Consider the following 15,517-nt stretch of genomic DNA (forward strand, 5'->3'; position numbering starts at 1 on the left):
CAATTAGTCCAGTGCGTCGCATTCGCTGTCGGGTTCCGCCAGGGTGTCTGCCAGTGCAGTCCCAATGTCGGAAAATTCGTCGGCCTGCAGAGAAGCATCGCCGATCAGACCACCGTCCACTTCAGGAGACTGGAAGAGTTCCGCTGCATTACCTGCCTTGACACTACCGCCATATACGATACGTATGGCCTCGCCCATACCCGGGTAATGGCTTTCCAGGAACTGGCGGAGAGCACGGTGCGTGTCCGAGACCTGCTCCGGGGTTGCCGTCCGTCCTGTACCAATAGCCCAGACCGGCTCATAGGCAATGATGCTGCCCTCAAGGCCCGTTACTCCGGTTTCGTCGATGACTGCCTGTACCTGGCTCTCAATCGCCGCCATCGCCTGTCCTTGCTCCCGTTCTTCGAGGGTTTCGCCCACACACAGAACCGGAGTCATTCCAGCAGAGCGAACCTGCCTGAAACGGGCGGCGACGTCGGCGTTGGATTCGTGGTAAAGCGATCGGCGCTCCGAATGACCCACAAGAACATAGCGGCAACCCATTTCCTGAAGCATGGTTGCACTTACCTCACCGGTGTGGGCGCCGGAAGTGGCAGAGCTGGCATTCTGGGCACCAAGCGCAATGCCGGTGTACCCCAACAGATCCCTGACCTGAAAGAGATAGGGAAATGGCGGGCAAATGGCCAGATCAACGGCTTTCCTGAAAGGTCTGAGCTTCGCCAGCATGCGCACCAGCAATGCCTGGTTGGCATGCAGACTGCCGTTCATTTTCCAGTTCGCGATCAGAATGGGTTTTCTCATGGTCTGCCTCCTGTCATTCCGTACATTGCTGGCTCAGGTATCCAGAGCACAACGAATTGCTCCCACACCGGGGTAGAAGGCATGGGCGCCCAGATCCTGCTCGATACGAAGCAGCCGGTTGTATTTCGCAACGCGGTCCGAGCGGCACAGCGAACCGGTCTTGATCTGGCCGGCCCTCGTTGCTACTGCAAGATCGGCAATAAAGGTGTCTTCGGTTTCGCCACTACGGTGCGAGATCACGGCGGTATAACCCGCATCCTGGGCCATGCCGATGGCTTCAAAGGTTTCCGAGAGGGTTCCTATCTGGTTGAGTTTGATGAGTACGGAATTGCCGATTTCCTGGCGAATTCCCTCAGAGATAAGACCGGTGTTGGTGACAAACAGATCATCACCCACCAGTTGAACCCGCTCGCCCAGCTTTTCCGTAAGCAGTTTCCAGCCGGCCCAGTCATCTTCGTCCATGCCGTCTTCGATGGACGCTATGGGGTACTGCATGGCCAGTGACAGAAGATAATCGGCAAAGCCGGCGGAGTCGTAGCTTTCACCGGCGCCGGTCAAACGGTAGAGGCCATCCTGGTAGAACTCGGAAGCAGCACAGTCCAGCGCCAGCACCACATCGGTGCCAGGCCGATACCCCGCCCTGGCCACGGCTTCCAGAATGAAATCGAGAGCCTCCTCACTGGAACGCAGATTGGGTGCAAAGCCACCCTCATCACCGATGGTTGTGGAAAGGCCCTTCTTTTTCAGGAGTGACTTCAACGCATGAAATATTTCAACGCCCATGCGGAGCGCTTCGCTGTAACTTGGCGCACCCACAGGCTGGATCATGAATTCCTGTATATCCACATTGTTGTCGGCATGGGCACCACCATTGATGATGTTCATCATCGGTACAGGAAGAACGCACGGGCCGGAACAGCCATAGAGTTCAGCGAGATAGCGATAGAGAGGCTGCTGTCTGTAGTTTGCAGCAGCGTTTGCAACCGCAAGCGATACCGCGAGGATACCGTTGGCACCAAAGCCCGCCTTATTGTCGGTCCCGTCCAGGTGGCGCATCAGGCGATCAATCACTAACTGGTCAAACACCACCCTGCCTTCAAGGGCTGGCGCAATATGTCGATTTACCGATTCAACCGCCCCCAGCACGCCCTTGCCGTTGTATCGGGCAGGGTCGCCATCACGTTTTTCCAGAGCTTCCCTGGACCCTGTGGAGGCGCCGGATGGTGAGCGACCGTATCCAACCACACCGTTTTCCAACGTGACATCCACTTCCACTGTGGGAAAACCCCGGGAATCCAGGATCTCCCGGGCGAACACTGACTGAATACGCTCCATAATAATAAACCTGTCTGGTCTGTTGTTTTTGTTGATGCACCGGTTCCGTGCACTATCGAACAGCAATACGATTGTAATATTCGTTTGCGAACATTAACAAGCGAAAAAGAACAATTATTCAATATGATTTTGTTATATCGAAAATCGGGATATGAATTTCCGGGCGGAACTGCTAAATCCGAAACCGGCCCATCAGCGCTTCGATATCCGCCATGGATGCCTTGAGCTGGTCGCTGGTTGCTACAAGCTGTTCGATCTGCATCAGGTTCTCCGACGACGAACCGCTGATCTCCGTCACGTTATGCGAAACCGAACGGCTGACGTCCTCCTGCTCATCCATCCCGGAACGAACATGTTCCGCGCTGTTGCGAATCTGATCCACGGTCTCGCGGATGGCTTCGACGCCCCTGGATGCGTCAGTGATCAACGTCTTCACCGACTCCAGACGATGGAAGCTGTCTTCCATGGAGCCTACAGCCTCCCCTGCCTCGCCCTGGAGTCGGGTAACCAGACCACGAATAGTCTCGGTGCTGTTGGTGGTTTTCCGGGCCAGCTGTCTCACCTCGTCTGCCACAACCGCGAAACCACGACCAAACTCGCCGGCGCGCGCAGATTCGATAGCAGCATTCAACGCCAACAGATTGGTCTGATTGGCAATTTCATCTATGGACTGGGTAATCCGACCAATGTCATGGGAAGCACTTTCCAGCCTCTTGAGCTTGCCGGACGTTTGCTGGATCTGCTCCTCCAGTTCATCCACGCACGCCATATTGGAACGTGCCGTCTCCTGGCTTTCGTCCACCCGACTGTTGACGGACTCCACCAGACGATGGGTGTCCCGGACTGCTTCTGCCACCTGATGGCAGGAGGCTTCCATCTCGTTCATGGCCGTGGCAATGGAATCGAGCTCGTCAGCCTGGCCGCCGATACGCTGGCTCAGGTCGTGGGAAAAGTTCGCATTCGAAGCTGCAACTCCGGCGAGTTCCCCACCGGTCCTCTGCAGACTACCCAGAACCTCCCGCATCGCCACTGCAAGCTGGTTGGCCGAATTCTTAAGCTCGACAAATTCGCCCCTCGCCTTGAAGGTCAGTTCACGACTGTAATCTCCTGAGGCCATGGCGGACAGATGACTGACCGTTGCCCTGAGTGGAACACTGATCATGCGCCCGAGCCAAGCCGATATTACAATGGCAATCAACAGAATCATCGGCACCAGGTAATACACCAACTGCTCGGACAAACGTGCGGTCTCATCCAGATTATCGATCGTTTGCACCGCTGCCTCGCCAGCGGCCCTGACCATGTCCTCAATGTTGGTGTTGAGAATGCCAAGCTCACGTTCCACTTCTGCCACTGTGGTGTTCACTTCCAGCAGGTTGCGGCGGTAATCGTAATACTGACTGACAATACCGGTTTCGCTGCTTACTGATTCGAAGAAGGCCTGTGCAATGGGAGCAAGGTCTGCCAGCGGGGCGATTTCGTCAATAATGGCTTCGATATCCTGCTCCACCGTCACGGTATTGAAGCGCAGGTTCTCGACCACGTCTTTCAGCCGTTGGGCATCTTCCGTGCTGACCAGCTGCATAATCAGTAATTCCATATTTGAAAGGCTGCCCATAACCGACATCAGCAGATCTTTAAGGTAAATATCAGACCCGGCCGGTGTCGCGCCCTCGCGCAGCAACAGCTGTTTCATTTCGGAAGCCAGGGCAAGAAAGTCAGACAGGTCTCCGTTAACCGAATCCGATACCCTGATCACTTCAGCCTGATGCTCGCTGAGTCTGCCCGCCTGTTGCCGCAGCACCCCCAGCTGCTGCTGGAATTTCTGCGCAGGCTGATCAAAACCCTCAAGCAACGGGATGTTACCGGCCTGTCCAGCCAGTGCAGCTACCTGAACCTCAAGCCCGGAGATCATGGAGGCGAGTTTCCCGTAGCGAGACTCCAGTTCCTCGTTATCCCTGACCCTCGCCATGGAAATAACCGCCATAACACTGGTGCCAGTCATTGCCTCAACGGACTGAACGGAACGCTGGAATGGGAATATCCTTTCCTTTACCTCGGATGTGCCATCCGAGATGGACATCATCATATTGCCATTGAACAGGCCCCAGCCGGCGATGATCGCACAGAGAAGCCCGAAGCCCAGGTAAAGACGGTGGATCACTGAAATGTTTTTCATGCCCTATAAGCTCCCTACAACATACCCGGAGGCTCCGGGTATCCAAGGACAATACAGGTACCGAAAGGCGGAAAAAGGGCCGGCAGGAATCTACCCGCAAAGCACGGGGAAACACCTGAAATGCTAGTTAGGGGGGGTATGAAAGCAACCGGCCAAGACCCACCGACCTGACGGTGTTGGATCTGCCGCTGCCCGGGAGAGCGGGGGGCAGCGGCAGAGGACTACAGGTAAGTATCGATCAACTCTCGCGAGCCTCTTCCCATGTCTTCAGTAGTTCGTCATAGCGGACGGTCTTGCCTTGCGGCTTTTCGTTGTCCAGCTTCGGTTTCGGAGCACCCGGCTGATCGAGCCAGTACTGGGGATCACGAGGCTCATTCAGCTTGGGACCACAATTGGGCATGACATTGGCGCGTTCCAGACGCTCCATCACACGATCCTGTGCTTGCGCCAGACCGTCCAGAGCTTTCTGTGGTGTCGCTTCACCACTTGCAGCCTGGGCAATGTACTGCCACCACAGCTGAGCCAGCTTCGGGTAATCCGGTACGTTGGTGCCGGTTGGTGACCACTGCACGCGGGCCGGGCTGCGGTAAAACTCGACCAGACCACCAAGCTTCGGAGCCATCTCGGTCATCACGTCCGACTCGATGTCAGATTCGCGGATGGGGGTAAGGCCAGCAATGGTTTTCTCCAGGGAGACGGTCTTGGAGACAGTGAACTGGGCATACAGCCAGGCGGCAAGACGACGCTCTTTCGGAGTGGACTTCATGAAGGTCCAGGAACCTACGTCCTGATAGCCCAGCTTCATGCCTTCTTCCCAGTAGGGTCCACGTGGCGAGGGTGCCATGCGCCACTTCGGTGTGCCGTCTTCGTTAACGACCGGCAGGCCGTCCTCAATCATGCTGGCGGTGAACGCCGTGTACCAGAAGATTTGCTGGGCCACATTACCCTGCGCAGGCACCGGGCCGGCTTCAGAGAAAGTCATGCCCTGCGCTTCAGGCGGAGCATACTTTTCAAGCCAGTCCACGTATTTGGTGGTTGCATAGACGGCAGCCGGGCCATTGGTGGCACCACCACGACTCACACTGGAGCCCACCGGATGACACTCTTCTACACGGATGCCCCACTCATCCACAGGCAGACCGTTCGGTAGCCCCTTGTCGCCGGCACCGGCCATGGAGAACCAGGCATCAGTGAAACGCCAACCCAGAGAAGGGTCTTTCTTGCCGTAGTCCATGTGGCCATAGACGCGCTCACCGTCAATTTCCTTGACGTGAACCGAGAAGAACTCTGCGATGTCTTCATACGCAGACCAGTTGACTGGCACACCCAACTCATAGCCATAGATATCCATGAACTGCTTTTTCAGGTCTTCACGCTCAAACCAGTCCGCACGGAACCAGTAAAGGTTGGCAAACTGCTGGTCCGGCAACTGATAAAGCTTACCATCCGGAGCTGTCGTGAAATCCAGACCGATAAAATCGTCCAGATCCAGTGTCGGCAGGGTCAGATCCTTGCCTTCACCGTTCATGATGTCCTCAACGGGCATAACCTTGCCGTACCGGAAATGCGTGCCGATCAGGTCGGAATCGTTAACCCAGCCATCATAAATGTTGCGGCCAGATTGCATCTGGGTCTGCAGTTTCTCGATGACATCCCCTTCCTGGATCAGGGTATGGGTAAGTTCGATACCGGTGATCTCGCTGAAAGCCTCAGCCAGAACCTTGGATTCGTATTCGTGTGTGGCGATGGTTTCGGAGACGACATTAATCTCCATACCACGGAAAGGCTCAGCAGCTTTGATAAACCACTCCAGCTCTTTCATCTGCTCTTCTTTGCTCAGGGTCGAATTCTTGAACTCCTGGTCAAGCCATTTTTTGGCCGCATCCGAATACTCATCGGCGCTGGCCTGAACGCTGAGCCCCATACTGACTGCGCCGATTGCGGCGCTGAGCAGCAGGGTTTTCGGATATTTATTGTTGTTGAACATATCCAACCTCGTTTGTCTTGTTTTGGTTTGTACGGAGCGCGACTGCGGACTGCGTCCCGATTTTCCCTGTATAGCGTTTTCGTCGCTATTCCTGTGTTGGAACCCAACCAGCATGTTCGATTCCGATCATGTTGTAAAAAATAGTTCGTTATGGAAATTTTTACAACCGTTTCAAGAGTGATTTCTGAAAGTTTTTTATTGCCATCCCTGGCAAACGAAAATGTCCTTTCCTAACCCCAGCGCAACAACACCGCAAGCCACACCACTGAAACGGCGAGTGCAACCCAGAGCGTTATGTCGGACGCTGCAAGGAACGCCAGGTGAATATACGCTGCGGACAGCAGACCGATAAACAGCCTATCCCCGCGGGTTGTCGCGATCGGCAGAAAGCCTTTGCGCTCCGTACACGGTGATACGATTTCGTAAACGGTCATCACAGCCAGTATTCCGGCAATCACTGCAAAGAAAACGGCGACGGTAGGTGTCCAGTTCATCCACGCAATCATGATAAATCTCCTTATACCCGACCCAGTGCGAAGCCTTTGGCGATATGGTTGCGAACAAACCAGACCACGAGCACGCCAGGAATAATGGTGAGAACGCCTGCTGCAGCCAGCACGCCCCAGTCAATGCCACTGGCCCCGATCGTTCGCGTCATGATGGCGCCTATGGGCTGCGCGTCCACGGAGGTCAGGGTTCTTGCCAGCAGCAGCTCCACCCACGAGAACATGAAGGCAAAGAAGGCAGCGACACCAATCCCTGAGCGGATCATCGGGAGGAAAATCTTCACGAAGAACTTCGGGAAACTGTAGCCATCAATATAGGCCATTTCGTCATACTCGCGCGGCACGCCAGACATGAAGCCTTCCAGAATCCAGACCGCCAGCGGCACGTTGAACAGACAGTGCGCGAGTGCCACGGCGATGTGGGTATCAAACAGTCCTATTGACGAATAGAGCTGGAAAAATGGCAGCAGGAATACTGCCGGGGGCGCCATACGGTTGCTGAGCAGCCAGAAGAACAGGTGCTTGTCGCCGACAAACTTGTAACGGCTGAAAGCGTAGGCAGCCGGCAGGGCAACCAGCAGGGTGATCGTCATGTTCATGGACACGTAGATCATCGAGTTGATGTAACCCGAATACCAGCTTGAATCCGAAAAGATCACGGCGTAATTAGCCAGGGTGAAGTTCTGCGGCCAGAGCGTCAGACCGCCAAGAATTTCCTGGTTGGTCTTGAACGACATGTTCAGAAGCCAGTAGATCGGGGTCAGCAGGAGCACGATAAACAGTGTCATCCCCATGCCCTTGGAACGTGAATAGTTCATCACTCTCTCCTTATTTTTCTTTGTCGAGGTGAGTTATGGCGGTAAAGAACAACCAGGACACCAACAGCACGATCAGGAAGTAGATCAGTGAGAAGGCTGCAGCCCGGCCGATATCAAACTGGCCGATCGCCATGGTAGTCAGGGTCTGGCTGAGGAATGTGGTGGAGCTGCCCGGGCCACCCCCGGTCAGTACAAAGGGCTCGGTATAGATCATGAAGCTGTCCATGAATCGCAGCAGCACCGCAATCACCAGGACGCTCTTGAGTCTTGGCAACTGGATGTAGCGGAATACGGCCCACCTGGATGCCCGGTCAATTTCCGCTGCCTGATAGAAGGCTTCGGGAATTGCGCGAAGGCCGGAATAGCACAGCAGTGCCACCAGAGGAGTCCAGTGCCAGACGTCCATTAACAGCACCGTCAGCCAGGCATCCACCGTGTTGCCGGTATAGTTGTAATCAAGACCTAGGGCGTTCAGGCCCCAGCCGAACAGGCCGATATCGCCCCGGCCGAAGATCTGCCAGATGGTTCCTACCACGTTCCAGGGAATCAGCAAGGGTATGGCCAGCAGAATCAGACACAGAGATGCCTTGATTCCCGACTTTGGCATCATCAGGGCAACGCTGATACCCAGGGGTATCTGGATAGCGAGTACCGCCCCGGAGAATGCAAACTGTCGCAGCAACGAATCCTGCAGCCGCTCATCATTAAGCACTTCCTTGAACCACTCAGTACCAACGTAATAGGCATTACCCGGACCGAAGATGTCCTGAACCGAATAGTTCACCACCGTCATCAGAGGTATCAATGCCGAAAATGCAACAAGAATAAAGACTGGCAGAACGAGCCACCAGGCACGGTTATTGGGAACCTTGTTCATTGGTTCTTCTCCTCTACCAGAAACTCGTCCACGTAAAGCTTCAGCCATTTCTCGGGAAAACTGAGCTGAACCTGACGGCCGATCTCGAATTGCTGATCCTCCGTCAGACGGACTTTCAGCGTCTCGCAATCAAGCTTTACGGTCATGATCTTGTAGGTTCCCAGGTCTTCCAGATCCAGGACCTCGGCCTCGAACGTGTCATCAGCGGGAACATCCGATGCCTGAATGAACTCCGGGCGGATACCAATCCTGATGTTGTTGGATTGAACCCGTTGTAAAACCTCAACCTGGTGAGCACTCATTGGCACAACCGTGCTGCCAAAGCACACCCCACGGGGGCATCGCTGAACTTCGATCAGATTCATGCCCGGGCTACCAATGAAGTAGCCGACAAAGGTGTGATTGGGTTGCTCAAAGAGCTCGGTTGGCGTGCCAAACTGAACAATCTGTCCGCCGTACATCACCGCGATCTTGTCCGCGAAGGTGGATGCTTCCAGCTGATCGTGGGTGACATACACCATGGTGATATCGAACTGTTCGTGGATCTGCTTGAGCTTGCGGCGCAGTTTCCACTTGAGCTGGGGGTCTATCACCGTCAATGGCTCATCAAAAAGAATGGCAGAGACATCGCCACGAACCAGGCCCCGTCCCATGGAGACTTTCTGTTTCTGGTCTGCCGAAAGATTCTTGGCCTTCTTGTGAAGCTCTCCTTCGATCTCCAGAATCTCTGCAATCTCGTGAACCTTGGCCTTGATCTGTGAGGAAGGGACACCGGTATTCTTGAGAGGAAATGCCAGGTTCTGGAACACCGTCATTGAGTCGTAGATAACGGGAAACTGAAACACCTGCGCGATATTCCGGTCGCGGGGAGACAGTTCGTTAACGCGTTTGCCATCAAACAGCACATCACCTTCGGAAGGCTGGAGCAGGCCCGAAATGATGTTCAGCATCGTGCTCTTTCCACAACCGGAAGGTCCGAGCAAGGCATAGGCACCGCCTTTCTCCCAGACATGGTCAAGATGGCGGATGGCGTAATCATCCGGCCCGGTCGGAGTATCGCTGTAACTGTGAGCCAGGGACTTCAAATGAATTTCAGCCATCAGATCGACCCTCCTGTCAGCTTTGCAGGGGTATGCACCAGGTTTTCGTTTTCATCAAAGACGAACAGCTTATTGATGGGAAGATAGATCTTGATGGGCGCCTCAGTGCGATACTGATGAACCCCCATAAGCTGCATAACCATCTCGAAATGCCGGTTACGAACATGCATGAAGGTTTCCGAACCGCTTATCTCGCTGAGCTCCACCTCCATTGACATCTCAAGGTCGTCTTCATTGGCAGGCACCAGGCCAATGTGGCTCGGACGTATTCCGAACCAGTAGTCACCGGGCTCAAGCTTTGCGAGCTCCTGGGTCAACGCATGGTGAGAGTATTCGTCAAAGGTAACTTCCGTGTCCGTGACACGCCCCTTGATCATGTTCATCGGTGGCTCGCTGAACAGCTGCGCCGCCAGGGTATTCACCGGGTTGCGGTAGACATCCATTACCGGACCGGACTGAACAATACGCCCCTCATTCAGGAGCGTTGTAACACCCCCAAGAGCCAGTGCCTCATTGGCTTCGGTGGTGGCATAGACGGCAATGCACTGGCGCTCGCGGAACAGCTCTCTCAACTCAGCCCGCAGCTCTTCCCGGAGCTTGTAATCCAGGTTTACCAGAGGCTCGTCGAACAGAATGAGCGTGGCATCCTTCACCAGCGCCCGTGCCATTGCCGTTCGCTGCTGCTGCCCGCCTGAAAGCTCAAGCGGATGCCGTTTCAGCAACGGATCGATCTGCAGCATGTTGGCAGTTTCTTTCACACGCCGATCAATCTCGCTCTCCTTCATCTTTGCCAGACGCAGGGGCGAGGCGATGTTCTCGTAGACCGTAAGGTTGGGATAGTTGATGAATTGCTGATAGATCATCGAGACGTTACGTTGCTGAACACTCTGCCCCGTCACATCGTTGCCGTTATAGATGAGGCGGCCTTCGTCGGGCTTGTCGAGCCCGGCCATCATCCGCATAAGGGAAGTCTTCCCGGCAAGAGTGCGTCCGAGCAGGACGTTGAACGAACCAGCCTCAAACGTGATATTCGCGTCCCGGATGTAATCCACACCATCCACGACACGGGAGAGGTTCTCCAGTGTTAAGGACATAGGCTTTCCTTTGTTGTTGTTGTAGCAACATCATTCACTGATGCACGCTGGCCACCAGTGAAAATTCGGTTTCGAATATTGAAAGGCAATGAGCATACCAATATAGGCAAAAACCACATGTAAAAACCCACCCAATTGTTTTTAAACACATTATTTGCTTAGTTGATTTCTAATATGAAAACCTTGATGTTCGTTATCAAACTTTTTGTTCATTCTGAACATTGACCTGAACAGGCATTGAGCACATTATTGAACAACGCCATGAACACAGACGCGCTCCAGAAGGACTCTGGTGGCAGTAAAAAAACAAAACGAAACTTCAGATTCGCGGAGGATTCAGGTGAAGCGACAGCACGAACAGCGAGAGTATCGTTCAGTTATTGCTGACTCCTGGAATCGCTGTATCGGGTACGGCCTCCATCATGACCATGAGCCAGAACCAGCCAGTCTCGATGAGACGGCCATTCTGGGTCTTGAGCAGGAGTACGAGACCCTGCTGAGCACAACCGAAACCGAGGTACTGCCTTACTACAACAACATCATGTCTAACAGTCGCTGTCTTATACTCCTTGCGGATTCCGGGGCACAGGTTCTGAAAGGATGGGGAGACCGACGAATCACCGAGACCCGCCTTCGCCCCTACTTCTGCGCGGGTTCAAGCTGGCATGAACGCTACGCCGGGACCAACGCCATCGGGACAGCAGTTGCCACCGGCTCACCAATCCAGGTCCAGAGAAACGAGCACTTTCTCAAGCTGAACCGCAGCATTATTGGTTCCGCTGCCCCGATTTTTGATACCGACCGGACCCTCATCGGAGTTCTCAGCGCTTTCAGTGATGCATACCTGCCCCAGGCTCATACCCTGGGCATGGTCAGACTGCTTTCCCAGTCCGTTGAGAACCGCCTCATTGTCAGGCAACTGGGAAGTGACCACTTCATTCTTACCCTCAACGCCACGGCTGATAATATCGATAGCCCATGGTCCGGCCTGATTGCTTTCGATCACACCGGACGAATCGCCGCATCCAATCAGCGTGCTGATCAACTGCTGGGAGATGCATTACAGGGCCGGAACCTGAGCTCACTCTTCATGGAAAGCAGGAATCTGATCCTCAACCACTCCGAAACAGCTGCTATCCAGCTGACAACTACCAAACGGGTGCGACTGTCTGGCCTTCTCAAACGACCAGGTCGAATAAAAACACCGCATCAGAAGCCCACGACACGACCCACAGAACGAACCAGGCCCACCGGGCCGCACCTTGAAACTGTCTCAATTGATGATATAGAGCATGGAGAGCCTTCAGTCCGTCGCTGCGCGGACCAGGCTGGCAAGGTGCTCGAGCGCGGTGTTCCGATACTGATCTGCGGGGAAACCGGTGTTGGCAAGGAAGTGCTGGTAAAGGCCCTACACCAGGGCAGTAAAAGACGGGACCAGCCACTGGTATCCGTAAACTGTGCCGCCATTCCACCGGAACTGGTGGAGTCGGAGCTGTTTGGTTACGAGCCAGGTGCTTTCACCGGTGCACGGGCCCAGGGCTCACTCGGCCTGATCAGGAAGGCGGATAAGGGCATCCTGTTTCTGGATGAGATTGGCGAAATGCCGCTGGCCGCGCAGTCGAGGCTGCTGCGGGTTTTACAGGAGCGGGAAGTAATGCCGGTGGGCTCTACAGAACACATTCCGGTGGACATTCTGCTGGTATCGGCCACCAACCGTCCATTGTCCACCCGCATCGAGAGTGCCGAGTTCCGTGCAGACCTCTATTACCGCATCAATGGGCTATCGGTTGAACTCCCGCCACTGCGGGAACGTGAAGACAGACGGCAACTGATTCATCGGATCTATCAACAGCACCGCGACGGTAACCAGGCAGACACCCTTAAGCCGGAAGTCATGGCAGCCCTGGAAAACCACCCCTGGCCAGGCAACATCCGCCAACTGGTGAATATAATCCGTGTCGCCGTTGCTATTGCCGATGGCGAAGAGATCGAACTCTGGCATCTTCCGAAAGAGTTCCTGGGTGAATATGGGAACCGTGAAGAGCCCGCACAAAAACCGGTATTCGACCCCTCCTCCTTCAGTGAGGCCCCACAGGCGAATGACAATTCCCGGACCGACATTATGAAGCACACACTGGTAGTCTATCAGCAGTGTATGGGGAACGTGTCCAGAGCAGCGAGGGAACTGGCTGTCAGCCGCAACACCCTGTACAAACGCCTGAGGGATCTTGGAGTGCGGTAAACCTTGCTCAAAGCTTACTGATAGCCTTGATCCAGCCTTCATAAAGACTGTCCCGCTGCGCCTTGGTCATCACTGGATCGAAGCTCCGATCGCATCGCCACATGGCACTCAGCTCATCGAGTGACTTGTAAACGCCAGCCTGCAGCCCCGCCAGGTAAGCTGCCCCAAGCGCCGTGGTTTCTACCAGAGCAGGCCTGTCAACTCTTGCTCCGAGAATGTCTGCGAGGAACTGCAATACCCAGCTGTTTGCAACCATGCCCCCATCCACCCGCAGCGTAATGGGTCTCAGGCCATCTTTTTCCATTGCCTTTTGCAGGTCCTTGGTCTGGTAACACACCGACTGCAAGCCAGCGGTGACAATTTCCTTGATGCCGGTGTCCCTGGTCAGTCCGAATATGGCGCCGCGGGCGTTGGGATCCCAGTAGGGAGCGCCCAGGCCGGTGAATGCCGGAACCAGGTACACCCCGTGGTCTACCGGCGTACCCTCCGCCAACGGCTCTGTCTCGCACGCATTCCTGATCAGCTGGAGGCCATCGCGCAACCACTGAATGGCGGCACCGGCAATAAAGATACTGCCCTCCAGCGCATAGACCGGCTTGCCGTTGAGGCGGTAGGCAACGGTTGTCAGTAAACGGTGCTCAGAAGTCAGGGCCTTGTCGCCCGTGTTCAGCATCAGAAAGCAGCCGGTGCCGTAAGTGCTTTTTGCCATGCCGGTTTCAAAGCAGGTCTGGCCGAAAAGAGCCGCCTGCTGGTCACCCGCAATACCCATAACCGGGACGCCGTCCAGGCGTCCGTTACCTACAATCTGACCGAAGTCGGCCGCTGAATCCATAACTTCAGGCAACAGCGATTCAGGAATACCGAAAAGATCCAACAGTTCCTGATCCCACTCCTGACTGTGAATATTGAACAGCATGGTGCGGCTGGCATTGGTGGCATCCGTACGATGCTCCCTGCCGTCAGTCAGTCGCCAGAGCAAAAAGCTGTCGATGGTGCCGAACGCCAGCTCACCCTTCTCTGCACGCTGCCTGGCCCCTGGAACATTGTCGAGAACCCAGCGAATTTTCGTCGCCGAAAAATAGGGGTCAATCAGAAGCCCGGTCTTGTTATTCACCGACGGCTCCAGGCTCTGTTTTTTCAGGGTTTCACACCAGCCGGCGGTTCTGCGGTCCTGCCAGACGATGGCCGGATACACCGCTTCGCCAGTCGCCCTGTCCCAGAGCACGGTCGTCTCTCTTTGATTGGTGATCCCAACTGCAACCACTTCGTCTTTTTCGCCACAGCCCTCGGCCATGACCTCATCGCAGACTTCTCTGACGCTGCGCCAGATGTCTTCAGGGTTATGCTCTACCCAGCCACTGGCGGGAAAATGCTGGGGGAACTCCTGTTGACTGGTTGCGTGTATATTGCCATCCAGAGTAAAGAGAATCGCGCGGGAGCTGGTGGTTCCCTGATCGATCGAAAGTATGTATTGAGTCATGGTTATATTGCCTCGGGTGTTCTTATTTTTTCGTATTTTTACTTTTTTGAAAACAAAAGCCAACCCTTTTCATCAGCGAGAAATTACCCGAACTCCACAACTCCCTAAAAAGGCTGCACAAAGAGACAAAACACTCTAAACTGAACACGGATGTGAGATAGCCATTTCGTTCGTTACAGAAAAACCCGATGCCGGAGGAGGTTGAATGGCACAGCGACGCAGACAGGATCTGATCATGGAGCTGATCCAGCAAAACGGCTTTGTGACTACAGAACAGCTGGTAGATCAGTTCAAAGTCACGCCGCAGACCATTCGCCGGGATCTGAATGAGCTGGCCAGCCAGAAAAAGCTCCGCCGTCATCACGGTGGCGCCGGTATCGACTCCAGTACCGTGAACACGGCCTACCAGGCACGCAAGATCATGGATCTGGAAGCGAAAGAGCGTATTGCCGAAGCCCTGGTACAGATGATTCCCGACAACTCCTCCATGTTCATCAACATCGGTACGACCACTGAAACCATCGCCAAGGCACTGCTTGAAAAGAACAACCTCCAGGTGGTGACCAACAACCTGCACGTCGCTTCCATTCTCTCCGCAAAGGAAGACTTCCATATCATTATTGCCGGAGGCGAAGTGCGTAATCGGGATGGTGGTATTGTGGGTGAAGCAACCCGGGACTTTATCAATCAGTTCAAGATGGATTTTGGCATTATCGGGATCAGCGGCATTCACACCGATGGATCACTGCTCGATTTCGATTACCGGGAAGTCCGCGTTGCCCAGGCCATTATCGAGAACTCAGGTCAGGTGCTGCTGGCAGCCGACCACTCCAAGTTTGGCCGCAATGCCATGGTTCGTCTTGGCAGCATTGCCCAGGCCGATCACGTATTCACGGACGAGCCACCTCCCGTTGAGATCCGCCAGTTACTGCGCGAAAACAACGTGGAACTGCACCTCGTCTAACCTTCCCCGCCGGTAACCCCTTTCGCTCCCTGGAACCATTCAGGGAATCCTGACTTTACTCGCTCACACTTTTTCGTTTTTTTTCTGTTTTTTCCTTTACGAATATATTTTGCTTTCGCATAATATACGCATAC

12 protein-coding genes are annotated in these 15,517 nt (G+C 54.6%); 2 read left to right on the forward strand and 10 right to left on the reverse strand.

The features are described 5' to 3' along the window. Window positions 1-3 precede the first annotated feature (3 nt). The 9 genes from tpiA to QPM17_RS02125 all read right to left on the reverse strand — a co-directional run bounded on the left by tpiA (window position 4) and on the right by QPM17_RS02125 (window position 10,697). Window positions 4-801 (reverse strand): triose-phosphate isomerase, encoded by a 798-nt coding sequence (gene tpiA, locus QPM17_RS02085; RefSeq protein WP_285388373.1) that lies wholly within the window; start codon window positions 799-801, stop codon window positions 4-6. Window positions 802-834: 33 nt separating this feature from the next. Next, a complete protein-coding gene (gene eno, locus QPM17_RS02090) occupies window positions 835-2,136 on the reverse strand; it encodes a phosphopyruvate hydratase (protein WP_285388374.1) in 1,302 nt (433 codons plus the stop codon). 172 nt (window positions 2,137-2,308) lie between these two features. Beyond that, window positions 2,309-4,315 carry a methyl-accepting chemotaxis protein gene (locus QPM17_RS02095; protein ID WP_285388375.1) on the reverse strand — a complete coding sequence of 669 codons (2,007 nt, stop codon included), beginning with the start codon at window positions 4,313-4,315 and terminating at the stop codon, window positions 2,309-2,311. Between the two features lie 238 nt (window positions 4,316-4,553). After that, window positions 4,554-6,302, reverse strand: a complete 1,749-nt coding sequence (locus QPM17_RS02100; protein WP_285388376.1) for an ABC transporter substrate-binding protein — start codon at window positions 6,300-6,302, stop codon at window positions 4,554-4,556. A gap of 230 nt (window positions 6,303-6,532) precedes the next feature. Next, window positions 6,533-6,808 carry a DUF2160 domain-containing protein gene (locus QPM17_RS02105; RefSeq protein ID WP_285388377.1) on the reverse strand — a complete coding sequence of 92 codons (276 nt, stop codon included), beginning with the start codon at window positions 6,806-6,808 and terminating at the stop codon, window positions 6,533-6,535. 11 nt (window positions 6,809-6,819) lie between these two features. Then, on the reverse strand, window positions 6,820-7,626 hold the full coding sequence (locus QPM17_RS02110) for a carbohydrate ABC transporter permease (protein ID WP_285388379.1): 807 nt from the start codon (window positions 7,624-7,626) through the stop codon (window positions 6,820-6,822). Window positions 7,627-7,636: 10 nt separating this feature from the next. Continuing rightward, complete coding sequence (locus QPM17_RS02115) at window positions 7,637-8,503, reverse strand: carbohydrate ABC transporter permease (protein ID WP_285388381.1); 867 nt, start codon at window positions 8,501-8,503, stop codon at window positions 7,637-7,639. After that, window positions 8,500-9,603: an ABC transporter ATP-binding protein gene (locus tag QPM17_RS02120; RefSeq protein ID WP_285388382.1), complete on the reverse strand. Its 1,104-nt coding sequence runs from the start codon at window positions 9,601-9,603 to the stop codon at window positions 8,500-8,502. Before QPM17_RS02120 ends, QPM17_RS02115 begins: the two co-directional genes overlap by 4 nt. Further along, window positions 9,603-10,697, reverse strand: a complete 1,095-nt coding sequence (locus QPM17_RS02125) for an ABC transporter ATP-binding protein (protein WP_285388384.1) — start codon at window positions 10,695-10,697, stop codon at window positions 9,603-9,605. Before QPM17_RS02125 ends, QPM17_RS02120 begins: the two co-directional genes overlap by 1 nt. Before the next feature lie 340 nt (window positions 10,698-11,037). Between QPM17_RS02125 and QPM17_RS02130 the strand changes: the two genes are divergently transcribed. Beyond that, window positions 11,038-12,939, forward strand: a complete 1,902-nt coding sequence (locus QPM17_RS02130) for a sigma-54-dependent Fis family transcriptional regulator (protein ID WP_285388385.1) — start codon at window positions 11,038-11,040, stop codon at window positions 12,937-12,939. A 7-nt stretch (window positions 12,940-12,946) separates the two neighbouring features. Here the strand turns inward: QPM17_RS02130 and glpK are convergent, their stop codons facing one another. Beyond that, the gene (gene glpK / locus QPM17_RS02135) at window positions 12,947-14,419 is read right to left on the reverse strand and encodes a glycerol kinase GlpK (RefSeq protein ID WP_285388386.1); all 1,473 of its coding nucleotides are present in this window, start codon (window positions 14,417-14,419) and stop codon (window positions 12,947-12,949) included. 205 nt (window positions 14,420-14,624) lie between these two features. Here glpK and QPM17_RS02140 point away from each other — a divergent pair, with 205 nt between their 5' ends. Then, entirely contained in the window at window positions 14,625-15,383 is a 759-nt protein-coding gene (locus tag QPM17_RS02140) for a DeoR/GlpR family transcriptional regulator (protein ID WP_285388387.1), read from the forward strand. Window positions 15,384-15,517 lie beyond the last annotated feature (134 nt).

The organism is Marinobacter azerbaijanicus (assembly GCF_030250645.1).
Classification (GTDB): domain Bacteria; phylum Pseudomonadota; class Gammaproteobacteria; order Pseudomonadales; family Oleiphilaceae; genus Marinobacter; species Marinobacter azerbaijanicus.